General features: G+C 44.3%; 13 protein-coding genes and 2 pseudogenes. 2 read left to right on the top strand and 13 right to left on the bottom strand.

The genetic code is table 11. The annotated features are described in order from the left end of the window. Window positions 1-33: 33 nt before the first annotated feature. From BQ8014_RS13745 to BQ8014_RS13720, 6 genes are all read right to left on the bottom strand, one after another. Window positions 34-3447, bottom strand: a complete 3414-nt coding sequence (locus BQ8014_RS13745) for a TonB-dependent receptor (protein ID WP_160150093.1) — start codon at window positions 3445-3447, stop codon at window positions 34-36. 124 nt (window positions 3448-3571) lie between these two features. Next, entirely contained in the window at window positions 3572-4591 is a 1020-nt protein-coding gene (locus BQ8014_RS13740) for a FecR family protein (protein ID WP_080904843.1), read from the bottom strand. A gap of 187 nt (window positions 4592-4778) precedes the next feature. Further along, on the bottom strand, window positions 4779-5342 hold the full coding sequence (locus BQ8014_RS13735; RefSeq protein WP_080904842.1) for an RNA polymerase sigma factor: 564 nt from the start codon (window positions 5340-5342) through the stop codon (window positions 4779-4781). A gap of 182 nt (window positions 5343-5524) precedes the next feature. Beyond that, window positions 5525-9103, bottom strand: coding sequence for a pyruvate:ferredoxin (flavodoxin) oxidoreductase (nifJ, locus tag BQ8014_RS13730; RefSeq protein WP_080904841.1), 3579 nt, complete (start codon window positions 9101-9103; stop codon window positions 5525-5527). A gap of 40 nt (window positions 9104-9143) precedes the next feature. Continuing rightward, window positions 9144-10322 (bottom strand): ATP-binding protein, encoded by a 1179-nt coding sequence (locus tag BQ8014_RS13725; protein WP_080904840.1) that lies wholly within the window; start codon window positions 10320-10322, stop codon window positions 9144-9146. 100 nt (window positions 10323-10422) lie between these two features. Next, the gene (locus BQ8014_RS13720; protein ID WP_080904839.1) at window positions 10423-11442 is read right to left on the bottom strand and encodes a branched-chain amino acid aminotransferase; all 1020 of its coding nucleotides are present in this window, start codon (window positions 11440-11442) and stop codon (window positions 10423-10425) included. Between the two features lie 406 nt (window positions 11443-11848). On the opposite strand from BQ8014_RS13720, the gene BQ8014_RS13715 reads away from it, so the two are divergent. Next, complete coding sequence (locus BQ8014_RS13715) at window positions 11849-12337, top strand: GtrA family protein (protein WP_080904838.1); 489 nt, start codon at window positions 11849-11851, stop codon at window positions 12335-12337. Window positions 12338-12350: 13 nt separating this feature from the next. Here BQ8014_RS13715 and asnB (BQ8014_RS13710) read toward each other — a convergent pair whose 3' ends face one another. The 5 genes and pseudogenes from asnB (BQ8014_RS13710) to gltB form a co-directional block, all read right to left on the bottom strand. Beyond that, window positions 12351-14024 carry an asparagine synthase B gene (asnB, locus tag BQ8014_RS13710; protein WP_080904837.1) on the bottom strand — a complete coding sequence of 558 codons (1674 nt, stop codon included), beginning with the start codon at window positions 14022-14024 and terminating at the stop codon, window positions 12351-12353. A 12-nt stretch (window positions 14025-14036) separates the two neighbouring features. Then, window positions 14037-14306, bottom strand: coding sequence for an FAD-dependent oxidoreductase (locus BQ8014_RS20080; RefSeq protein ID WP_369808831.1), 270 nt, complete (start codon window positions 14304-14306; stop codon window positions 14037-14039). After that, window positions 14283-15791, bottom strand: a pseudogene (gene asnB / locus BQ8014_RS13705) (asparagine synthase B); the annotation flags it as partial. The gene BQ8014_RS20080 and the pseudogene asnB (BQ8014_RS13705), both read right to left, overlap by 24 nt. A 12-nt stretch (window positions 15792-15803) precedes the next feature. Continuing rightward, window positions 15804-17225 (bottom strand): glutamate synthase subunit beta, encoded by a 1422-nt coding sequence (locus BQ8014_RS13700; protein WP_080904835.1) that lies wholly within the window; start codon window positions 17223-17225, stop codon window positions 15804-15806. A gap of 20 nt (window positions 17226-17245) precedes the next feature. After that, window positions 17246-21727: pseudogene (gene gltB, locus BQ8014_RS13695) on the bottom strand (glutamate synthase large subunit); the annotation flags it as partial. A gap of 500 nt (window positions 21728-22227) precedes the next feature. On the opposite strand from gltB, the gene BQ8014_RS13685 reads away from it, so the two are divergent. Then, on the top strand, window positions 22228-22404 hold the full coding sequence (locus BQ8014_RS13685; RefSeq protein WP_080904832.1) for a histone H1: 177 nt from the start codon (window positions 22228-22230) through the stop codon (window positions 22402-22404). An 83-nt stretch (window positions 22405-22487) separates the two neighbouring features. On the opposite strand, the gene BQ8014_RS13680 is transcribed toward BQ8014_RS13685, so the two are convergent. Together BQ8014_RS13680 and BQ8014_RS13675 are read right to left on the bottom strand one after the other, a co-directional pair. After that, window positions 22488-23942 (bottom strand): tetratricopeptide repeat protein, encoded by a 1455-nt coding sequence (locus tag BQ8014_RS13680; RefSeq protein ID WP_080904831.1) that lies wholly within the window; start codon window positions 23940-23942, stop codon window positions 22488-22490. 29 nt (window positions 23943-23971) lie between these two features. Further along, entirely contained in the window at window positions 23972-25672 is a 1701-nt protein-coding gene (locus tag BQ8014_RS13675) for a glutamine--tRNA ligase/YqeY domain fusion protein (protein WP_080904830.1), read from the bottom strand. Window positions 25673-26140 lie beyond the last annotated feature (468 nt).

Below are 26140 nucleotides of genomic sequence, written 5' to 3'. Positions count from 1 at the left end.
TTTATTTCCCGAGTTTTTCATTTCTCCATTTATTTAAAATGTTAAATCAAGACCCATACTGAAAGTCCTCTGCTGTGGATAATACCCATTATTATTACTCGGCATTTCCGGGTCCATATAGTCAAGAGCATCAATCGTAAACAGATTAGTTCCCGCAACATATATTCTCAACCTTTGGGCATTTATTTTAGAAGCAATCTGTTTGGGTAAAGTATAACCAATCTGAGCACTCTTCAATCTCAAATAAGATCCGTCTACTACCCACCAGTCACTTGCCCAACCGTTATTCCCATTCCAATCCACGCCCAATCTGGGATATTTAGCATTTGTATGTTCGGGAGTCCACGAATTTTCCACCAAATAGTAAGGAGAATTACCTCCGGCATAAAAAGCACGGGCAAATTCGGTCTGGTCCATCACTCCACTGGGATATAAACCACTGGTTATTACGTCGCAAATAGCAGCTCCTTGTAATTGGAAATTAGCATCAAAACCTTTATAGGTAACATTTCCCGATAAAGAGAAAACCATTTCAGGGGTATGGGAACGGGCTATCCGTATTAGGTCATCCCAATCGACTTTTCCATCCTGATTATAGTCCTGATACATCAGATCACCCAAGCGTTGCACCCCTCCGGGTCCTGTCGGACGATTATTCAACTGTTCTTCCGTCTGGTATAAACCTATCGCATGGAGACCATAAACACCTCCCAAGGGCTGACCTATTTGATTCATCCATGGTTGAATATTTTCCTCCTGAGCCCTTGCCAATAATTTATTTCGAGCCCAAGTTAAATTTCCATTTAGAGAATACGACACTTGACCAATTTTATTTTGATGACCCAATTCTAACTCAAATCCACGGACATCTACTTTTCCTGAATTTTCAATGGTCGGATAATTATTTGAAATAGAAGGAGGGTATATTCCGGAAACTCCTTGAAGAATATCGTAGGTATACTTATAGAATACGTCAAGTGAAGCTGAAATCAACCCGTCATAGGCCATAAATTCGGCCCCAACATTCATTGTTCTCGTTTTTTCCCAAGTCAAATCGTACGAGGGAACTGAATTCGAAGAATAAAAGGCATAACTGGGAGTAGGGGTTGTACCGAATGCATAGGCAGGCTCTGTAGTTAAATTAAAATATCGTTTATACAAAAACGCATCGATGTTATCGCGGCCCAATTCTCCCACGGAAGCACGTAATTTCAATTTGTTGATTTTCGTATATTTTTCTTTAAAGAATTCTTCTTCAGAAATGATCCAACCCAAGGATAAAGAAGGGAAGAATCCCCAACGATAATCTTTATGGAATTTATATGATCCATCATAACGGAAAGCAAATTCGGCCAGGTACTTTTGGTCAAACATATAATTCAAACGCCCAACATAACCTGCTATCTTCGTTTTACTGCTACTCCCTTTAATCGAATTAGGAGTATCTTCCTGGGCAAAAGTTAATTCCGGGATGGCGTTTAAAATATAATTCTGTCGTTGGGCCTGGAATGACGAGCCTTTAGTTTCCTCGTATTCATATAAGAACAATGCACCTACGGTATGCTTACCGAAGACATTATTATACTCGATAGACGGACGGCCCATCATTAGGGAACCGTTAGAAGCGGCTTGCCATAAAGAAGATGTACCTGTTCCCTCCGCTTTAGTTACTGTATAGATTTTTGTGGCAGGATCAAATTTAGAAACATTATAGGTATCCAGAAAGTTTCTATCTTCCGTAAAGTTTCTATCATAACTGAAAAACATTTTTAATGTTAATCCCCTCAAGAAAGGAGCTTTATACTCCAATGTTCCGGAACTTTCAAATACATTACGGTCGTTTTTATTAAAACCGCTTTGATTTACAGCCGCTAATGGGCTCCACGTTCTAGCTCCATCTCCGGTTGCAGCAGGTAATCCGTCATATTCTTTTGGAATAATCGGTAATGCGCGAATCGCTTGGGTAATGGGATTATAACCATTATTGGGGTCAATAGCAAATCCCGGATTATCTCTTTCTTCTTTCCGACCTGCAATATCAACTGATAATTTTATTTCATCGGTTACCTGGACATCCAAATTAGAACGTACATTATAGCGTTTAAATTCTGAATTCGGTAAAATACCATCCTGATCCATAAAACCGGCACTTACAAAATATTGTACCCGATCACTGCCCCCAATTACAGAAATATTATGCTGTTGGGTTCCCCCGTAATCTTTAAACAATTCACCGAGCCAATCCGTATTGCCCCAAATACCGTCAGGATCTCCATTCTCAATTTTTGCAATATCTTCTGCCGTATAAAACCCTTCATAACCGTCTAATTCACGAGCTTTATTATGCCAACGGGCATAATCCGGTCCGTTTAAGAATTCAGGAAACCGGGTATTCATAGTAAAAGTATAGGAACCATTATAGGTGATCTCAGGCTTCCGATTGGCGATTCCTCTTTTTGTCTTTACCAGAATAACGCCATGGGCTGCACGCACCCCATACACGGCAGCCGCAGCCGCATCTTTCAATATGGTTACACTTTCCACGTCATTCGGATCAATTGTATTAAAACTACGCTCTACTCCATCAACAAGTAGCAGAGGCGACCAATCGTTAAAAGTACCGGCTCCGCGGATTATCATAGAGGCTTGATCATTTCCGGGTTGCCCTGAATTTTGTGTGGTAATTAAACCGGGCAATTTGCCGGCAAGCATATTCGTTACGCTAGACATCGGAGCTACTAATAACTCTTTTGAAGATAATTGGGCAACAGATCCTGTTACATGTATTTTTTTCTGCATACCGTAACCTACCACCACAACTTCACTCAAGCTTGAAGCATCTTCATTTAACACAATATTTAATGGGGCTCCGTTTCCTACGGGTATTTCCCTTGTTTTAAAACCAATATACGATACTAATAATACAGCCTCCGGAGAAGAAACATCAACTGCAAATTTTCCGTCCATATCACTAACGACAACCATATTAGTTCCTTTTACGCGGATATTGGCACCGACAATCATTTCACCTTTGTTATCTTTAACAACGCCGGCAACCCGTATGCTTTTATTATCCGAAGTCGCCATGTTTTTTTCTTTTGCAAGAATCACGATGTATTTATCTACGATTCCAAAAGTCAGCCCTTTAGGATTTAAAAGCCCCGTCAACACATCGTTTAATGAAACGTTCGTAACAGAAATAGATGCATTTTCCGTTTTATCTATAACAACATCCCTGTAAACAACCGAATAAGCTGTTTGCCTCTCTATCTGTTTAAGTATCTCTACCAAGGGCACATTTTTCAGATTCAAGGTTACCTTGGATAACGAATTTTGGCCCTGCAACGAGCCACACATAAGAAATAGTAATGTAATAAGCAGCATTTTACAAAAAAACTGAGGATATACTGCTCCTTTATGCATAAAAACATGTAACTTTGTATACATAATATTTTTTTTAAGGTTTGAACTATAATGATTTATCGTCATTGCTTCGGACTTTAAGCCGAGCCAAAGAATCTTGTCCATTCTTTGGCTTCTGTTTGTATTCGGATCTAATTCATAGGCATTTTTATTTGGTTATTATTATTGTATGATTATTCTTTATCGTATACTTAAACTTATATTGCATACGCAATGCCTCTAATGCAAAATATACCTGTCCATTTTTAAACGAACCGGAAATTCGGTCTTCTCTTATTTCCGGACATTGTAAGTCTATATTTACATCGTACCACCGTTCCATTTTTTCAATCACATCGCACAGTCGCTCCGAATTAAAGATCAATTTTCCTTCGAGCCAGGCAGTTTCATCTTCATTCGTTGTAGGAATAATCTGTATTTCCCGGGTAGATTTAGAATAAACAGCCTTTTGAGATGGTTTCAAATAATAGCTCTTTTCCAATACGTTATCAGTCAACTTCACACTCCCTTCAATGAGGGAAGATGTTATCTCATTTTCATTATCATATGCACGCACATTAAAAGTCGTACCTAATACCTCTATATCAATATCATTTGCTTTTACAATGAAAGGACGTCTCTCGTCTTTATGTATCTCAAAAAAAGCTTCCCCTTTTAACGTTAAGTTCCTATATCTTTTATTTGTAAAATCATAGGTGATAACACTTTCGGAATTCAATCTTACTTTCGAACCATCAGGCAATATAACCTGGGCCTTATCTCCTCTCGGCGCTTCTACCAAAACTTGTTCCTGTTTCAATTCTTTTCTATCTGTTAAAAACCAAACCGAACTGCCTACAACTAAAAGAAGTATAACCGCAACAGCAATACGGCTCCACATAGAAACAAGCTTTTTTTTCAAATTCCGGTTATCGCTTTCTATACAAAATGAGAGCCTCGTTTTTATCTGGTCTTTTGTTTTTGAATTCATTTTAAGCATGAATACATTGCTATTCCAGGCTTCTTGCATTAAATCGGATAAATCCTCCTCTGATGCTTTGTTTATATAATCTTTCATTTTAATGAACTCCTCGGCAGAAATTCGACTAAATAAAAAACGATTATATAATTCTTGAAATATATTACTCATTACTTTCTGATTTTTCCTTTTGTTAATAAAAAAAGACATTGAACTTTATTAATACACGTAACCATAGAAGTAAAGTACCGGTATATATATGTGTTTTATAACACGAAATATATTATAAGCAAAATTAGGTCTTTGCTATAATGAAAAATACAAACATGTATGTAGGTTTAATCTGCTTATATTCAATATTTTTTCAACTTCAATAAGAGAAGGAGGAACTAAAGGATTATAATAAGAAGATGAACAACGGATGGTATTTTATCAATTCAGATCTCAAGATCTTTAAAGCAGCCGATAATTGATTTTTAACTGTCTGTTCGGATATATTCAATTTTTCTGCTATTTCTTTATTTTTCAGGCCTTCTATTTTGCTTAACTCAAAAACCTCCCGTTGGCGATCACTTAATAAATGCTTTATTTTATTTAATTTTTCCTGAAAGTCGTCATAAAAGATCTTCTCTTCAGCCGAATTATCTGCAAATTTTTCACTATCGCAATATTTTATATACTCTTCAAAATCAGGTTGATTTATTTGTTTCCGTAGAGTATTGATCATTTGCTGTTTAGCTATCAAGAAGAGTAAAGCTTTGAAAGAGCCTTCTATCTTCAATTGTTCTCGATAATTCCATAATTTCAAGAAAGTTTCCTGAACAATATCTTCTGAAAGAGACGGAGATTTAGTATTTGCTAAAACAAAACCATATAATGAGTCTGCATACATATCATACAGTATATTAAATGCTCCGTGGGAACCTTTCCGAAGATCTTGTATGATTTTTTCAATAAGCATATACCAATTTTTCCCAAAAATAGCGATAATTTCTAATTCTTATTATAATATATGTTCTTATTACCGGTATATTTTATATAGGCTAAATGATATTGAAAAGGCATATAATAGTTGTATAAAAAAACACGCGCGAACTTTTCAGTCCGCGCGTGTCGTCAGTTTAGCTGTTTTATGGATTGTGATTAATCTTCCACTTTTAATACGCCTGTGACTTCTTCCAACTCAGCTCCCCAAGCTTGTTTGGCCAAGCGAGTATAGCTGGTGTAGCGCCAACGCGCATTGTCTTCGGCTGCCTGGAACAATTCTTCCGCTTCTTTCGGATATTGTTTCAGGACGGAAGCGTATCGAACTTCGCTCTTCAGGAATGGCTTGAAATCTTCCCATTTGGGCTCTTTGCTATCCAATACGAATGGATTCTTTCCTTGTCTTTCCAGTTCCGGATTGTAACGCCACAGATGCCAGTACCCGCAAGCGACAGCTGCTGCCTCTTCAGCTTGGGATTTGCCCATGCCGGCTTTCAATCCGTGACTGATACAGGGAGAGTAAGCGATGATGATGGAAGGTCCGTCATAAGCTTCCGCTTCACGGATTGCTTTCAGTGTTTGTGCAGGATCTGCACCCATCGCAATCTGTGCACAATAGACATAGCCATAAGTCGAAGCCATCAAACCGAGGTCTTTCTTACGAACGCGTTTACCGGAAGCGGCAAACTTGGCGATTGCACCGATCGGTGTCGACTTGGATGACTGGCCGCCCGTATTGGAATAGATTTCCGTATCCAACACCATAATATTTACATTTTCACCGGATGCCAGGACATGATCCAAACCACCAAAGCCAATATCATAAGAAGCGCCGTCACCGCCGATAATCCATTGGGAGCGTTTCACCAGATATTGTGACAATCCTAGGATATCTTTGCTATATTTATCCGTTTTGTCACGAAGGGCTGCTTTGATTTTAACCGAGAGTTCCTTCGTCTTATCCGCATCATGTCTGTTTTCAATCCATTCGTTGAATAACGCTTTTGTTTCAGCCGGGATTTCCTCTACCTCCAAAGCTTCCGTCATATAACGGTGCAGACGTTCGCGCATCTTCTTATTGGCTATCTCCATACCCAATCCGAATTCGCAGAAGTCCTCGAATAAGGAGTTCGCCCATGCCGGTCCGTGTCCGTCTTCGTTTGTCGTATATGGAGTGGATGGAACAGAACCTGAATAGATGGAAGAACAACCGGTTGCATTCGCAATCATTTCGCGATCTCCGAACAATTGGGAAAGTAACTTCACATAAGGTGTTTCACCGCAACCGGAGCAGGCACCCGAGAATTCAAATAACGGAGTGGCAAACTGCGAATTCTTCACATTGGCTTTTATATCGACCAAGTGCTGTTTGCTCTTTACGGTGCTTGCACAGAAATCCCAATTCGGCTGGTTGTTCAATTGGCTCTCGAGGTGTTTCATTACCAATGCCTTGTTGCCTTTCTTACCCGGGCAAACATCCGCACAGTTGCCACAACCCAAGCAATCTAATACATCGACCTGAATACGGAAAGTCATGCCGTCAAATTGCTTTCCGGTAGCTTTGAGCGTATCGTCTTTGAATGGAGCAGTTTCCTGTTCTACCGTATCCAAAACAAACGGACGGATACATGCGTGAGGACAAACATAAGCGCACCGGTTACATTGGATACAGTTTTCCTTATCCCATTCCGGCACAAACGCTGCCACTCCCCGTTTTTCATATTGTGACGTACCTTGTTGCCAAGTCCCGTCTTCAATTCCCTTGAACGCGGAAACCGGCAGGCGGTCGCCGTCTTGTGCATTGATCGGACGAACCACTTCATTGATGAAGTCCGGATCATTGTTCGGGATTACTTCATCATCCGGCAGGTTAGCCCAAGCTGGATCGACGGTCAATTGTTTGTATTCACCTCCACGGTCAACGGCCGCATAGTTTTTATTTACTACGTCTTCCCCTTTCTTTCCGTAGGATTTGACAATGAATTTCTTCATTTGTTCGATAGCCAGATCGACGGGGATTACTTTTGTGATACGGAAGAATGCAGACTGGAGGATGGTGTTGGTACGGTTACCCAAACCGATTTCCTGCGCAATCTGAGTTGCATTGATATAGTAAACCGTGATATTCTTTTGTGCGAAATAACGTTTTATCTTATTCGGCAAATGCTTTGCCAGTTCTTCATCCGTCCAGATGGTATTCAGCAAGAATGTACCGTTTTTGCGAAGCCCTCGGGTTACGTCATACATCCGGAGATAAGCCTGCACGTGGCAAGCTACGAAGTTCGGGGTATTCACCAGATAAGTGGAGCGAATCGGCGTATCTCCGAAACGCAAGTGGGAACTGGTAAAACCTCCTGACTTTTTGGAGTCGTATGCGAAATACGCCTGGCAATATTTATCCGTGTTGTCACCGATAATCTTTACCGAGTTCTTGTTGGCGCCTACCGTACCGTCGGCTCCCAGACCGTAGAATTTGGCTTCGAATGTACCTGTGCCGCTCAATTCGATTTCTTCTTTCGGAGGAAGTGAAGTGAATGTGATATCATCCACGATTCCAATTGTAAACTGATTTTTCGGCATAGGCAGTTCCAGGTTCTCATAGACTGAAAGTATCTGGGCCGGTGTGGTGTCTTTCGATGCCAAGCCGTAACGTCCGCCTACGATCAATGGAGCATTTTCCTTACCGTAAAATATGTCTTTTATGTCCAGGTATAAAGGTTCGCCGGTTGCTCCCGGTTCTTTTGTCCGGTCTAATACTGCAATCCGTTTTACCGTCTTCGGGACAGCAGCCAGGAAGTGTTTTGCAGAGAATGGGCGATACAGGTGGACGGAAAGGACTCCGACCTTTTTGCCTTGTTCCGCCAGATAGTCCACCGTCTCACGGATAGCTTCCGTTACGGAACCCATTGCGATGATGATGTTTTCGGCATCTTCCGCACCGTAATAATCGAACAGGCCGTAGTTACGCCCGGTCAGTTTGTTGATCTCATTGATGTATTCTTCCACGATCGCGGGGACAGCTTCGTAAAAAGGATTGGAAGCTTCCTTATGCTGGAAGAAATGATCCGGGTTTTCAGCCATACCGCGGGATACGGGAGATTCCGGATTCAAAGCGCGTTTGCGGAAATCGGCCAACGCTTCCTGGTCGACCAGCGGAGCCAGTTCCTCGGCGCTCAACGCTTCTACTTTCTGTATCTCATGGGAGGTACGGAAACCGTCGAAGAAGTTGAGGAAAGGAACGCGGGATTTCAGCGTTGCCAGGTGAGCCACTGCGGACAGATCCATTACTTCCTGTACGGAGCCTTCCGCAAACATGGCAAAGCCGGTCTGGCGGCAAGCCATTACGTCCTGGTGGTCGCCGAAGATACACAAGGCGTGGGAAGCAATGGTACGTGCAGAAACATGGAATACCGTAGGAAGCAATTCTCCTGCGATTTTATACATATTGGGGATCATCAATAACAAACCTTGAGAAGCCGTATAGGTCGTGCTTAATGCGCCGGCCTGCAGGGATCCATGCAAAGCACCGGCTGCACCCGCTTCCGATTGCATTTCTTGTACCAAGACTGTTTCGCCGAAGATGTTTTTACGTCCGGCGGCCGCCCACTCATCAACGTATTCGGCCATTGTGGAAGATGGGGTGATCGGATAAATCGCGGCTACTTCGCTGAACATATAGGATATGTGCGCCGCAGCCTGATTGCCATCACAAGTTAAAAAAGATTTCTTCTTTGTCATAGATTCAAACTATTAGTATTTATTAGATATATTAAACCATTTAGTATAAAAAACCAAAGAGCCATAAAGGTATGCAATTTTCTTCTCCTTTTTCAATCTGATCGACTGCATAACAAAAATCGGGATTATTTTTGAACTTCATGTTCCCTTCGATCCGGAAAGGATACTCTTCGTTTACCATAAAATGGGAATTTTTTATTCCTTCATTGACGGCATTGTCTTTCAATACCTGGTTGTAGAAAAAAGTTTCCCGTACCGATTGGCTATCCGTTTCCATCGGACTGATCGCGTACATCAGATTAGAATTGTACATGTACAGTTTAGACGGTTTTTTCGGATATTCTTCTCCCGACGGATAAAGTAAATTGACTAAGCGTGCATCTTTCAGATATTTCATGTAATTCATCACTGTTGCCCGGGAGGCCTGTATTTCTTTACTCAGTTGGCTGACGTTCGGAGTACAAGGTGCACTTAGGGACAAAAGATAGAGCAATTTACGCAACTTCGGTAGATAGGTTTGTTCAATTTGCTTGATATACAAAACATCTACTTCGAGTATCATATTCATTGTCTTCAACAGATTCTCTGAAAAATTGCGGTTCTCCAAATAAAAAGGGAAGAAACCATGATGAAGATAGTCCTGAAAGTATGCCTTCGGTTTAGTAACGGCGCATATACTTTTCGCTATTTCCTGATGGTTCTTTATGATGTCTTCAAACGAAAAGGCCGGGAAGTTGTTCCCGGATTCCAGATTCAAATATTCCCGGAAAGAAAACCCTCTTAGGTTATAGGACATTACTTTTCCCCATAGGTCCGGATTTTCCTCCTTCAACCGCATGACGGAAGATCCGGTAAATACAATTTTCAAATCGGTAAAGTGATCATAGCAGTATCGTAACTCTCTCGACCATCCGGGATACTTGAATACCTGGTCTATCAAAAGCACTTTGCCTCCCTTGGTGCGGAATTCGTCGGCAAAATCGACGAGCGTACGCTCCGTAAAGAAGAATTGGTTCAGATTGATAAACAAACACTCCCTGTTGTCCGCCCCGAAATATTCCCGGGCATAGTCCAACAGGAATGTCGTTTTTCCCACTCCCCGGGAACCTTTGATGCCTATCAGTCGGTCGTCCCAGTTGACTTCATCCATTAGACCCCGGCGTACGGGAGTGTTAACATGACCTACAAGATACTTATGCGTTCTAAAAAATGATTCCACCTGTCTTGATTGCTAATTCACCTACAAAGATATAAAAAGAGATGATATTGCAATATCGACATAGCAAAATTTAATGTATTTTGTATATTATGACTGTCAATCAATCGATAATCGTTACCCATCCGAACGGATCCGGCTCGTCACCGTATTGGATTGCCCGCAATTTCGTGTACAATTGATTGCATATCGGGCCTACCTGACCATCTTTTGAATAGACAAAGGATTTATTTTCATCCAAATCGTCGATTTGCGAAATCGGGGCGATTACGGCGGCCGTCCCGCATTCGGCGGCCTCGTCCAGGGTTGCCAGTTCTTCGTAAGGTACCGGACGGCGTTCAACAGTCAAACCGATTGTTTCCGCTAATTGGATCAGGCTCTTGTTCGTGATCGAAGGCAGGATGGAGGTGGAAGCCGGCGTAATATACGTCTTTCCGCGTATTCCGAAAAAGTTGGCCGGACCGCATTCATCCACGTATTTTTTCTCTTTCGGGTCCAGATAGAGGACGGCTGCATATCCGTGTTCTTTGGCTTTTTCTCCGGCCACCAGGCTGGCGGCATAGTTGCCTCCGACTTTATATGTCCCCGTTCCGTGAGGTGCGGCGCGGTCGTATGCCCGCATAATGCAGACTTTGGAAGGTTTGAAGCCTGTTTTGAAATAAGGTCCTACCGGAGTAACAAATATCAGAAAGAGGTATTCGTCTGCCGGCTTTACGCCAACCTGCGCGCCTAAACCCAGGACAAGGGGACGGATATATAAAGCAGAACCGCTTTCATAGGGAGGTACGAACCGTTCGTTCAGGCGAATGACTTTGCGAACCGCTTCTTCAAACCGATCGACCGGAAGTTCCGCCATTTTGATTCCTCCACAGGACGATTGCAGCCGTTTGGCATTTTCGTCCATCCTGAATACGCGGATCTTGCCGTCTTTACCTTTGAATGCTTTCAAACCCTCGAACGATTCCTGCCCATAGTGCAAGCATGTTGCAGCCATGTGAATGTTCAGTATCTCGGAAGAACTTACTTCCAATTCTCCCCATTGCCCGTTTCGGTAATAACATCTAACATTGTAATCTGTCTTGATATATCCGAAAGGAAGCGCAGACCAATTCAAATTTTCCATGATGTACTCATAAATTTTATTGAGTTACAAAAGTAACGATTTCAAAAGAATAAAGGGAGAATAATGCAAAATTTTCCACATAGGATTGTTTATTAGAAAAAGAAACGGATGAAATGCTACAATATATCATTTTTGGGGGCTTATTTTACACACTTTTTCTCCGTTAATTTAATTTGGGGATTCAGCTAACCGGATTTCCCGGGATATTTAGGTGGATGAGGCTGCAAAATATCGATTCGTTCCCGTAAAAAGAGCATATCTCTTTTTCAATAAGAAATAAACCGCTACTTTTGTATGTTTTTAAATTTTGGAAGCGTTTTTTGAGAGCATAAAGGACTTGGAGAAATTATGGAAGCCGGGTATTTGTGGATAAAATGGAACGGTGGCTCGGCTAATTGATAAATGAATGAGGACAATTTTAGAAAAGAGCGGTGGATACATCCGTCAATGCCTTGATTTTTTTTATCCGCCTTTCAGTAAATTTTTACCGATACAAATGTTTCGCTACGGCATTACCGGCGTAGCGAACGTTCTTTTTGACTGGGTGCTTTATTTCGCCTTTTATAATTTTATTTTGTCGCGTGAAGATCTTCATCTTGGAATCCTCACCTTCAGTGCGCCTATTGCGGCGCTTGCCTGTTCGTTTCCCATCTCTTTCCTATCCGGTTTTTTATTGCAGAAATATGTGACCTTCAGCGCTTCCTCCCTGAGGGGGCGTGTCCAATTGATCCGTTACCTGATGGTCGTATTGTTGAATTTGGGATTGAATTACGGGGGGCTGAAATTATTTGTGGAGGTCTGGCATTTCTACCCGACCCCCTCAAAAATGATTATTACTGTGATTGCTACCCTGATCAGTTACATAGGGCAGAAAAAATTCACTTTTCAGATTTAGTAATCTGTTTAAATTATTTGTTATAGCTATGTTCATGTACGCCTTTGATCGCACGGCCGCTAGGCTCGTTCTGATCTTTGAAGGAGGCATCCCATGCCAATGCTTCGGGTGTCGAACAGGCGACGCTCGGAACGGAAGGTACCGATAAGGCTGCGCTTTTGCTGGGAAAATGTTCTTCGAAGATCGAACGGTAATGGTATTCTTCCTTATTCTGCGGCGTATGGATCGGGAAACGCTCGGTGGCATGAGCCATCTGTTCGTCGCTGACTTGGGAAGCGGCAACTTCCTTCAACGTATCGATCCAATTATAGCCCACTCCATCGGAGAATTGTTCCTTTTGTCTCCATGCCACGCTTTCGGGCAACAGGTCTTCAAAGGCTTCGCGGAGAATCTTCTTTTCAATGACTTTTCCCGGCGCCATCTTCGCTTCCGGATTCAGGCGCATGGCTACATCCATAAACTCTTTGTCGAGGAAGGGAACGCGTCCTTCTACTCCCCAGGCTGCCAGGCTTTTGTTGGCGCGCAAGCAGTCGTATAAATACAATTTACTGATTTTCCGGAGTGTCTCATCATGAAACGCTCTGGCATTCGGAGCTTTGTGGAAATAGAGGTATCCACCGAATACTTCGTCGGCTCCTTCGCCGCTCAACACCATTTTGATTCCCATGCTCCGGATAACGCGGGCAAGCAAATACATTGGGGTGGAGGCGCGTACAGTTGTTACGTCATAGGTTTCTATATGGTAAATCACGTCCCTGATTGCATCCAAGCCTTCCTGGATGGTGTAATGGATTTCATGATGCACGGTTCCGATATGATCGGCCACTTTCTTGGCCGCTACCAGGTCGGGCGCGCCTTTCAAACCGATAGCAAAAGAATGGAGTTGGGGCCACCAGGCATCCTGCTTGTTCCCGGATTCGATCCGTTTGGCGGCATAGAGTTTGGCGACTGCCGAGATAATCGACGAATCCAATCCTCCGGAAAGCAATACGCCGTAGGGTACGTCGCTCATCAACTGCCGGTGTACGGCCGCTTCCAGAGCCTTACGCAGTTCTTCCTTGTCGGCTTCGTTATCTTTTACGTTTTCGTAATCCATCCAGTCGCGTTCATACCATTTGGTATAGTCTTTGTCTTCACTATAAAAATAATGCCCCGGTTTAAACTGGTCGTATTCCGTTGCAAAGCCTTCCAACGCTTTCAACTCGGAAGAAACGAGCAGGTGGCCGTTGTCATCATGACCTATATATAAAGGTATAACACCAATGGGATCCCTGGCTATCATGAACACATTCTTTTCTTCGTCATAAAGGGCGAATGCGAAGATTCCGTTCAGGTCTTCCAGAAAGTGAATGCCTTTCTTCTGGTAAAGAGCCAGAATCACTTCACAGTCCGAGCCGGTCTGAAATTTATATTCCCCCTTCAGCTCTTCCCTGATGGCCTGATGGTTATATATTTCTCCATTTACGCAGAGAATCAACTTTCCATCCGGGCTGACAAGAGGTTGCCCTCCGGATGCCGGATCGACGATCGACAGGCGTTCATGCGCCAAGATTGCTGTCTTCCCGGTGTATATACCACTCCAATCCGGGCCGCGGTGACGTACCCGTTTGCTCATAGTTAAAGCTTGTTTTCGAAGTTGTTCATGCTGACCTTCGTGTATATTGAATATTGCCGTTATACCACACATAATTGATTTAAATTAAGATTGTAAATAATGATCGATCGCTTTTGCCGTTTTCTTTCCGGAAGCCATGGCACGTACCACAAGGCTGGCGCCTGTTGTCGCGTCTCCGCAGGCAAATACTTTTTCAGAAGAAGTCTGCTGGCTGGAATTGACGGAAATATTCTTCCGGTCGTTGGTTGCCAGTTTTAACTCCTGAAGGAGTCCTTCCTGCTCCGGATGGACAAATCCCATGGAGAGAAAGACCAGATCCGCTTCTATTATCTCCGTTTTGCCTGTAGGCTTCATTATCGGACGGCCTCCGTTTTCTCCCGGTATCCATTCCACTTCTTCTATTTCGACGGCTTTCAACGTATTCTTTTCTCCGATAAAGCGATTGGTTGTCAGGCACCAGCGGCGAACGCAACCTNAGAATTGTTCCTTTTGTCTCCATGCCACGCTTTCGGGCAACAGGTCTTCAAAGGCTTCGCGGAGAATCTTCTTTTCAATGACTTTTCCCGGCGCCATCTTCGCTTCCGGATTCAGGCGCATGGCTACATCCATAAACTCTTTGTCGAGGAAGGGAACGCGTCCTTCTACTCCCCAGGCTGCCAGGCTTTTGTTGGCGCGCAAGCAGTCGTATAAATACAATTTACTGATTTTCCGGAGTGTCTCATCATGAAACGCTCTGGCATTCGGAGCTTTGTGGAAATAGAGGTATCCACCGAATACTTCGTCGGCTCCTTCGCCGCTCAACACCATTTTGATTCCCATGCTCCGGATAACGCGGGCAAGCAAATACATTGGGGTGGAGGCGCGTACAGTTGTTACGTCATAGGTTTCTATATGGTAAATCACGTCCCTGATTGCATCCAAGCCTTCCTGGATGGTGTAATGGATTTCATGATGCACGGTTCCGATATGATCGGCCACTTTCTTGGCCGCTACCAGGTCGGGCGCGCCTTTCAAACCGATAGCAAAAGAATGGAGTTGGGGCCACCAGGCATCCTGCTTGTTCCCGGATTCGATCCGTTTGGCGGCATAGAGTTTGGCGACTGCCGAGATAATCGACGAATCCAATCCTCCGGAAAGCAATACGCCGTAGGGTACGTCGCTCATCAACTGCCGGTGTACGGCCGCTTCCAGAGCCTTACGCAGTTCTTCCTTGTCGGCTTCGTTATCTTTTACGTTTTCGTAATCCATCCAGTCGCGTTCATACCATTTGGTATAGTCTTTGTCTTCACTATAAAAATAATGCCCCGGTTTAAACTGGTCGTATTCCGTTGCAAAGCCTTCCAACGCTTTCAACTCGGAAGAAACGAGCAGGTGGCCGTTGTCATCATGACCTATATATAAAGGTATAACACCAATGGGATCCCTGGCTATCATGAACACATTCTTTTCTTCGTCATAAAGGGCGAATGCGAAGATTCCGTTCAGGTCTTCCAGAAAGTGAATGCCTTTCTTCTGGTAAAGAGCCAGAATCACTTCACAGTCCGAGCCGGTCTGAAATTTATATTCCCCCTTCAGCTCTTCCCTGATGGCCTGATGGTTATATATTTCTCCATTTACGCAGAGAATCAACTTTCCATCCGGGCTGACAAGAGGTTGCCCTCCGGATGCCGGATCGACGATCGACAGGCGTTCATGCGCCAAGATTGCTGTCTTCCCGGTGTATATACCACTCCAATCCGGGCCGCGGTGACGTACCCGTTTGCTCATAGTTAAAGCTTGTTTTCGAAGTTGTTCATGCTGACCTTCGTGTATATTGAATATTGCCGTTATACCACACATAATTGATTTAAATTAAGATTGTAAATAATGATCGATCGCTTTTGCCGTTTTCTTTCCGGAAGCCATGGCACGTACCACAAGGCTGGCGCCTGTTGTCGCGTCTCCGCAGGCAAATACTTTTTCAGAAGAAGTCTGCTGGCTGGAATTGACGGAAATATTCTTCCGGTCGTTGGTTGCCAGTTTTAACTCCTGAAGGAGTCCTTCCTGCTCCGGATGGACAAATCCCATGGAGAGAAAGACCAGATCCGCTTCTATTATCTCCGTTTTGCCTGTAGGCTTCATTATCGGACGGCCTCCGTTTTCTCCCGGTATCCATTCCACTTCTTCTATTTCGACGGCTTTCAACGTATTCTTTTCTCCGATAAAGCGATTGGTTGTCAGGCACCAGCGGCGAACGCAACCTTCCTCATGGCTGCTGCTTGTCCTCAATACCTGAGGCCATGCCGGCCAAGGGGTACCCGGATTGAATCCGACGGGAGGCTTGGGCATGATTTCGATCTGAGTGACACTGGCCGCTCCATGGCGGTTGGCAGTTCCTACGCAGTCGCTTCCGGTATCTCCACCCCCGATTACCAATACCTTTTTTCCCTTGGCATTGATTATATTTTTAGGAGGTACGGAAATACCCTCGAGGATACGGTTTTGCTGTGATAGTAACTCCAACGCGAAATAGACTCCTTTCAGATTACGACCTTCGACTTTCAGGTCACGGGGGATTTCGCTTCCGATCGCTACACAAACGGCATCGAATGAATCGACGATCTCTTTGGTCGAAATGTCGTTGCCTACCATTGCATTTAACCGGAATTCAATTCCTTCTTTTTTCATCAGGTCAATACGGCGGTCGATAATGGTTTTGCTCAGTTTAAAATTGGGAATGCCGTAACGCAATAACCCGCCGGGCAGTTCTTCCTTTTCAAAAACGACGACCGTATACCCTTTGCGGTTTAATCGGTTGGCGACCGTAAGCCCGGCTGGGCCACTGCCGATAACAGCTACGGTTTTCCCGTTACGAACCGGCTGCACCGGCTTTACATAACCTTCGCGGAAAGCAGCTTCAATGATCGAAACTTCGTTCTCGCGAATGGTTACCGGCTCATTGGCGCTTAGCATCAGAACACAGCTCTTTTCACATGGAGCCGGGCAGATGCGTCCGGTAAATTCAGGAAAGTCACAAGTCTCTTCCAATACGTAAAAGGCTTCTTTCCAACGCCCCTTGTAGAGCAAGTCTTGCCATTCGGGTTGTTTGTTCCCTATCGGGCAAGCCCAATGGCAGAAGGGGATGCCGCAGTCCATGCAGCGGGAGGCTTGTAAGCGGCGGTCACCGCTATTCAATGTCTGTTCGACTTCACTGAAGTCATTGATTCTATCGTGTACGGGACGATACCCGGCTTCTTTCCGGGGGACCGTCAAAAATGCTTTTGGATTTCCCATTGTCGGATGTTTTTTTAAAATTAATAATCACGTTGCATTTCTGCAATCTTACGCTGCAACTTCTTCATCTGTTCTTCTTGCAGGACTTTCTTGTATTCGATCGGAACAATCTGGATAAATTCATCCATATATTTATCCCAATTATCCAATATTATTCCGGCTAAATGGCTGCCGGTATAGTGATAATGCTTACGAATCAATTCGTGCAGCTCTTTACGTGTTGTGCTATCTTCTATCAGCGAGAGTTCAACCATTTCCATGTTGCAGTAATAATCGAAATCTCCCTTCCGGTTCCAGACGTAAGCTACTCCACCGCTCATACCGGCGGCAAAATTGCGTCCGGTACTCCCCAGGACTACGACCCGCCCGCCGGTCATATATTCGCAGCAGTGGTCTCCTACGCCTTCGACAACGGCTATCGCACCACTGTTGCGCACGGCAAAACGTTCGCCTACGCGGCCATTGATATAGACTTCACCGCTGGTCGCTCCGTATAATAAGGTATTGCCGGCAATTGTATTTTCTTCCGCAATGAATGTGGAACGTACCGGAGGCATCAGGCTGATTCGTCCGCCGCTTAATCCTTTGCCGAGATAATCGTTGGCTTCGCCTTCCAGGCGGAAATGAATTCCATGGGCTAGGAATGCACCGAAACTTTGTCCGGCGGCTCCCTTAAATTTGATATTCAAAGTATGATCCGGTAATCCTGTATTCCCGTAGCGTTTCGCTATTTCGCCGGACAGCATGGCGCCGACAGAACGGTCGGTATTCGAAATCGTATAGTCCAAAGACACTTCCTGCTGTTTCTCGATGGCTGCTTGGGCGTTCTTGATGATATCCAGATCCTTGATATCCTGAATCTGAAGGATTTGCTTCGTTGTCTGGTGGATGGGGGTATGATGCCCCTGTTCCGGGAAATAAAGCAGCTTGCTTAAATTCAGCAAATCGTGCTTTGGTTGCCCATCGGCCGGCTTTTGTTCGAGCAGTTCCGTGTGACCGATGATATCATCCAGTTTGGTATAGCCTAATTCGGCTAAATGTTCCCTTACTTCCTGTGCAAGGAAGTTGAAGAAATTTACCAGGTGTTCATAACGTCCGTGGAAACGTTCCCGGAGTGCTTCGTCTTGAGTTGCGACGCCGACGGGACATGTGTTGAGGTGGCATTTGCGCATCATTACGCATCCCAATACGATTAGGGCGGAGGTTGCGAATCCGAACTCTTCCGCTCCGAGTATGGCCATGATGACAATGTCACGCCCGGTCTTCAACTGACCGTCGGTTTGAAGTTTTACTTGTCCGCGCAAACTATTTAATACCAATGTTTGCTGGGTTTCTGATAAGCCCAATTCGGGAGAAACACCCGCGTAACGGATGGAACTCATAGGAGAGGCCCCCGTGCCGCCTTCCGCTCCGGAAATAATGATCCGGTCGGCTTTTGCCTTCGCGACTCCTGCAGCAATGGTACCTACACCGCCTTCCGAAACGAGCTTGACGCTAATTTCCGCAGTGGGGTTGACGTTCTTCAGGTCGAAAATCAATTGGGCCAAGTCTTCGATTGAATAGATGTCATGATGCGGAGGAGGGGAAATCAGCGAGATTCCGGGTATCGAATGTCTTGTTTTTGCAATGACTTCGTTTACTTTGAATCCCGGCAACTGTCCGCCTTCCCCGGGTTTTGCCCCTTGGGCTATCTTTATTTGTATTTCATCTGCGTTGACCAGATATTCGGTTGTTACGCCGAAACGTCCTGAAGCGACCTGCTTGATGGCAGAACGCATGGACAATCCGTCCGCCCTTATTTTGAATCGTTCCGGATCTTCGCCTCCTTCGCCGGTATTACTGCGGCCGTGAATCAGATTCATCGCCATTGCCATGGTTTCGTGCGCTTCCCGACTGATGGAACCGAAGCTCATCGCACCCGTGACGAAACGTTTCATGATTGCTTCAGCGGGTTCGACTTTTTCGATTGGGATGGGTGTCCTATTTTTGAAGGTGAGAAAATCCCGAAGGAAAATCGGCGTCTCCCTTTCATCTATCAAATGAGTGTATTCTTTGAATTTCTTATAGCTTCCTAAACGGGTTGCCAGTTGAAGGGTTGAAATCGTTTCCGGATTCCAGGCATGTTTTTCTCCTTCTAGACGGTAACTGTAGATGCCTTTATTCAGAAGCAAATGCCCTAACGGTTGCTCAAAAGCTTCGGAATGTAGCCTTTGGACATCGTAGACGATTTCTTCCAGGCGGATGCCGCCGATATTACTGGCCGTTCCGCCGAAATAACGATCCGAGAGTTCCTTGCTCAATCCTATCGCTTCAAACAGTTTGGCTCCCCGGTAGCTGCGAATCGTACTGATTCCCATTTTACTAATGACTTTAAGCAATCCTTTGCAAAGCGCCTTTATATAATTCTTTTCTGCCGTTTCATAATTGGACTGTATCTCTTTTTTCTTTGTCAGATCATCCAGTATGGCAAATGCCATATAAGGATTCAGTGCGCTGGCCCCGTAGCCCAATAAGAGGGCGGCATGCATCACTTCGCGCATTTCACCGGTTTCTACGATGAGTGCGGTCTGTACCCGTTTCTGTACGGAGATCAAATGATGATGAACGGCACTGACTGCCAGCAGCGATGGGATGGGCGCCAGTTTCTCATTGACATTTTTATCGCTCAGGATGATATAATTTACTCCTTCTTTTACCGATTGCTCGGCTTGTTTGCAGAGTTGATCCAACGCTTTTTCCAAGCCGGTACGCCCTTTCTCGGGTTCGAATAACATGGAAAGTTTGACGGATTTGAACCCTTTATAACGGATGTTGCAGAGGATATCCAGTTGTGTGTTACTTAAAATCGGATGGTTTAAGCGAACCATTTTGCAATGGGATTCATTCGGCACCAGGATGTTGTTGCCGACCGCACCGATGTATTCGGTCAGGCTCATCACCAATTCTTCCCGGATCGGATCAATCGGCGGATTAGTTACTTGCGCGAATTGCTGTCGGAAATAATTGAAAAGCAATTGCGGTTCGGAGGACAGGACGGCCAACGGCGTGTCGTTTCCCATAGAACCGACAGGCTCTGCTCCGGTTGTACACATCGGAATGATGATGCGTTCGATATCTTCCTTCCCATAGTTGAAAAGGCGTAACAGGTTTTCGAACTTTTCCGCGGAGGAAGGTACCTTGCGTCCGGATTTCAACTCGTCTAATTCCACTTTGTTTTTTGTCAGCCAGTTTCGATAAGGCTTGGCGTCCGCCAGTTGTTTCTTAAGCTCCTCATCGTAAAAAATATGGCCGGTTTCCGTATCGATCAAAATGATTTTCCCTGGCTGAAGGCGGCCTTTTTCCTTGATTTCATTGGCTTCAAAATCGATAACGCCGACTTCGGATGCCACGACCATGATATCTCCGGTCGTAATCAGATAACGCGCCGGACGTAACCCGTTCCGATCCAGCATACCTCCGGCATATCTCCCGTCGCTGAACAGAAGTGCAGCCGGCCCGTCCCACGGTTCCATTAAGATGGAATGGTATTCGTAGAAGGCTTTCAAATCTTCCGATATAGGGTTCTTGTCATTGAAACTTTCCGGGATCAGCATGGCCATGGCATGAGGTAGGCTCAAGCCGGAAGCTACGAGAAATTCCAAGACATTGTCCAAGGATGCGCTATCGCTCATGCCCGGTTGCACGATCGGGCAAACCGCCTCTATGTTGGGTATGGCCGGAGAGGAGAGTACGCTTTCACGCGCTTCCATCCATCCGCGGTTCCCCCGGATCGTATTGATTTCCCCGTTGTGCGCCAGCAAACGGAAAGGCTGGGCAAGGCTCCAACGCGGAAAAGTATTCGTACTGAACCGTGAATGCACCAATGCGAGTCCGGATGTAAAGTAATGATTTGTCAAATCCGGAAAATAATAGCGAAGTTGCATTGTCTCCAGCATACCTTTATATACAATGTTGCGGGTAGATAGGGAGCAGACGTAAAACTCGTTTTTGGATTCGAGATTGGATGCTGCTACTTTCCGTTCGATCGCTCTCCGGATTAAATATAATTTGAGTTCCAGTGCTTTTTGGTCATTGCAACCGGTAATGAATATCTGCCTGATATCCGGCTCGCAGGCTCGCGCCTCTTCTCCAAGGATATCCGAGTTTACCGGAACCTTCCTCAGATGCATCAGGCTTAATCCTTCCTTTTCGATCTCTTCGATCAGAATGCTTAGGATCGCTGCCTGTTGTTTTTCTTCTTTCGGTAAAAAGAGAAGGCCTGTACCGTATTTTCCTTTTTCAGGAACCGGAATCCCTTGCAAAAGGATGAATTCATGAGGAATTTGTAATAGAATACCTGCGCCATCACCGGTTTTGTTGTCTGCACCTTCCGCTCCGCGGTGTCGCATGTTTTCCAAAACTTTTAATGCTGACTCAACTATTTCATGTGATTTTTCCCCATGTATGTTTACTAACATACCTACACCGCATGCATCGTGTTCGTAGGATTGATCATACAACCCCCCTGTGTTGTGAATTTGGCTATTTGGTTTCATTGTTTATTGACTTTATGTTTGCTTCTTATTGGTTGTGACGTCAATTTGTTTACAAATGTACGAAAAATAATCCTAATTGATATTGATCTCTTTCTTTGGATAGGATATTCATTAGTGTCAATATGCTTATTTGTTTCGATCTGTAATATATATTGCCAAAAATGTATCTATTTATTATATTTTTACCTTGTATTGTTTTATATTGTTTGATTGGTATATTTTTAATTACTGTTAATGTTTTTTGTTGCTTTTGTCTGTGGATAAAGTCTGCCAATCAAAGCGGTCTTCTTTTTTGAGTAAAAAAAATAATCCGTTCTACTGACATTTTTAATGTTTGAATATGTTTTTTTCTTCCATTTTGTATAAAACTCTATTTCCCGATAAAAAATCTTCAAAAAATGCATCCAAGACGCTGTTTATATGCGTAAAAGAACCTATCTTTGACAGGAATTTTAAAAAATGAAATTATGAAAAATTTATTGGACAACTTAAATCAGCTGATTGCTGAATTTTCAAAAGATGCTGCTGCACAAGCAGAAAATGGAAACAAAGCGGCAGGTACTCGCGCCAGAAAAGCTTCTTTAGGCATTGAAAAACTACTGAAGGAATTCCGTAAGGTATCTATCGAAGAATCAAAAAAGTAAGGAAATGCTTTATTTGATCAGGAGAGATTAATTGATCGGGTCAATTAATCTCTTTTTTTGCGGAAATGTTATTTCTCCTTTTTTCAATTATAGTTATTTTTGTTATTCAGATATTCCAGGATTAGTTGATCCGACGGAATCTTTTTACTGAAAGCATATTCGGACAGCTTGATCCGGTTGAAGGTCACATCATATTTCTGCTGGTTCAGGAAAGAAATGATCTCTTCTTCACTAGTGGATTTATAGTGTTTGTGAAACTGTTCCATATCACCTAAAAACAGGTAGGCCAATGCAATGTTCAGGTGCAGGTATGGCATATTCGGCTCTGCCTTCAATATCTGAAGATAGTATTTCAGCGCCTTTTCGGCTTCTCCGTTCAGGTAGAGGGTTTGCGCCGTATCATACAGCGTCTGGCTGCTTTCCTTATCCAGCCCGATCCGGTCGTTCAGTAAATCCAGTACTTTCCCGGTTGTATTTACCGCCAATTCGTCTTCTCCGTTTTTCATATATTGGAAGGCTTGTAAAGACAAAATCTGCGTATTGTCGGGGAAAAGCTTGTTTGCCTTTTTAAGTAGGATCTCTGCTTCATTTTTCCGGTCCGTTTCAAGACAGCAACGAATCATATTGATGAATACTGAGGGATCATCGTCGTAACTCTTTTTTCCGATGATTTTTTTCAACATGACATAGGCATCCTCGTATTTTTCTATTTTGATGTAGCAATCCCCTAAAAACGGAAAGATACGTTCATTGACTTCTCCCTCCTTCAGTAATTCGGAATAGACTTCGATCGCTTTCTCGTAGTTTTCGTTCATATAAAGGCAATACCCCTTCAGAAGGCGGACCTCCGGGGAAGAAGATGGATTGCAGGCCAGAGCGAAGTCGAACGCTTCGATCGCCTTCTCGTATTGCAGGGAGACGGAATATAGCCTTCCCAACATGAACCAGTAGTCATACTCGTATGGATCCAGGTCGATCAGCTTGTTGCAGATTTTTATCGCCCGTTCCGTATCCTGCCCTTTATTTTCCAGGTTGTAGCAAAAATCCTCGTTTATGAACTGGTTATCGGGGAAAAGTTCCAGTCCTATCTCCATATAAGAAAAGGCTCTTTTATCCCAATTGCCCAACATGGGTGATATGCTCTCAAAAATACGTTCCAGATAGTCGACCTTCTTTTCAATCAGTAAGTCGAGATAGCCGAACAGGTCATCGTACCGTTTCAAGTAAGCATAACATTCCATCCGTAGCATGTCCAGCTCTTCATGGTCGGTTTCGGACAGGCTGTCAATCAATTCCAACGCTTGGTCGTAAGTCTGATTCCATACCAGGATATGGCATTTCCTTACCTGTAAATCCAGATTGTCGGGATGTAGTTTCAGTCCGAGTTCCAGAATATCTTCATAGTAGGTAAAGTTGCTGGCCTCTTCCAGTTCGCTCATCAGTTCATCTACTTCATCGGCGTCAAAATAGGCTTCCTTCCCATCTGCCAAAGCATCCAGGAAACGTTGATACAATACTGAATTGATTTCTTTCTTCATGAAACGCACAGCATTCCTGCTGTTTTTATTTATACTTTGTCTTTTATCTTATTCCATGTATCCTTCAGCGACACGGTACGGTTAAATATCAACCGGCCGTCTTTACTGTCCGGATCCAGATTGAAATAGCCGATGCGTTGAAATTGGAAATGATCGTAAGGCTTTGCCTCGGCCAGTTCCGCTTCCACCCGGCAGTTCGCCAAAACCTTGAGCGAATCGGGATTCAGTAAATCCTTTAGCTCCTTGTCCTTTTCTTCCGCCGGATTCTCCGCGAGGAACAGGCGGTCGTAAAGACGGATTTCTGCCGGCAGGCTATGCGCAACCGATACCCAGTGGATTGTGCTTTTCACCTTCCGGCTGCTGTCCGGCAGGCCGCTTTTGGTTTCCGGCAGGTATTCGGCGTATACCTCTTCGATCGTCCCGTCTGCCGCTTTCTTGCAGCCGGTACATTTTATAATATAGGCGCTTTTCAGGCGGACCTCCTGGCCGGGCGTCAGCCGGTAATATTTTTTCGGAGCGTCTTCCATGAAATCTTCCTGTTCGATATACAATTCCCGGGAAAAAGTAATTTCATGCACGCCGTCTTCCGGTCTTTCGGGGTTGTTGACGGCTTCCAGTTGCTCGGTCTTTCCTTCGGGATAATTAGTGATGAGGAGCTTCACCGGATTCAGCACAGCCGACACCCGTTTGGCGGTTTCGTTCAGATCCTCGCGCACGCTGTGTTCCAGGAGGGCGACATCGATGATTCCATCGTATTTGGTATAGCCGATCCTATCGATGAAGTTCCGGATCGATTGGGGAGTGAAACCGCGGCGGCGGTAACCGCAAAGGGTCGGCATTCGCGGATCGTCCCAGCCGGCAACCAGCCGTTCTTTTACCAGTTGAAGTAATTTCCGCTTGCTCATCATCGTATAGGTCAGATTCAGGCGGTTGAACTCCGTTTGTCGCGGGCGGTAGCCGTCATCCGTCATCAGCAGGTCGATGAAATAATCGTATAGCGGGCGGTGCACTTCAAATTCCAAGGTGCAGAGGGAATGGGTGACTCCTTCGAAATAATCGCTTTGTCCGTGGGCGAAGTCATACATGGGATATACCTTCCAAGTCGTACCCGTCCGATGGTGCGGATGTTTGATGATCCGGTAGATAATCGGATCGCGGAAATGCATGTTGGAAGATGCCATGTCTATCTTGGCGCGAAGCGTCATGCTTCCTTCTTCAAACTCTCCCTGGTTCATCCGCAGAAATAAATCCAGGCTTTCTTCCGCCGGGCGGTTCCGGTAAGGGCTTTCTACTCCCGGTTGTGTCGGCGTGCCTTTCTGCTGGGCAATGACTTCCGAGCTCTGTTCGTCTACATACGCATGGCCTTGCTTGATGAGACGAATGGCAAAGTCGAAAAGTTGCTGGAAATAGTCGGAGGCGTAGTAGATGTCTTTCCATTGGAAGCCCAACCATTGTATATCCTCCTTGATGGAGTCTACATATTCCACATCCTCCTTCACCGGGTTCGTGTCGTCGAAACGCAAATTACAGATGCCATTATAGCGTTTGGCAATTCCGAAGTCCAGGCAAATGGCCTTTGCATGCCCGATATGCAGGTAGCCGTTTGGTTCCGGGGGGAAGCGGGTTTGTATCCGTCCTCCGTTTTTTCCTTCGGCTAAATCATTCTCGACTATTTGCTCTATGAAATTCAGACTTTTCTTTGCCTCTTCCGCATTTGTTTGTTCGGCCATAGCTGTATCGTTTATTGTATCGTATTCAACGTGCAAAGTTACTTTATTTCTTTCTGATTGCCTATATCCTGTTTATAAATTTAAGAGGCAATCATTTGCCAGCTGTCTTTTGTTCAAAACGAGTTAACGTGATTTATAACTAAGTAATAAACAAATCAACCTAACTTACAAGTTAGAGAAGATGTAGTCAACTAAAATCATTAAACTACACGCAATTGAGTGTTTGACGGTTGTCAAACAGGTGTTTTACAGCCGTCAAACAGGTGTTTCATAGCTGTCAAACAGGTGTTTCATAGCCGTCAAACACCTGTTTTATTGCCGTCAAACACCTGATTGGATTTACCCGGGACAGGCCGGCTCAGGCATCATCCGGCAATTTCCTGCGTGTCTTGACAGGTAGAGAATTAATAATTAATAATTAACAATTAATAATTAATTGGACTTTTGTGCTTACTATTTCTTTTATCT

The organism is Parabacteroides sp. Marseille-P3160 (assembly GCF_900162725.1).
Lineage (GTDB): Bacteria > Bacteroidota > Bacteroidia > Bacteroidales > Tannerellaceae > Marseille-P3160.
This window is presented reverse-complemented; position numbering and strand designations above follow the sequence as displayed.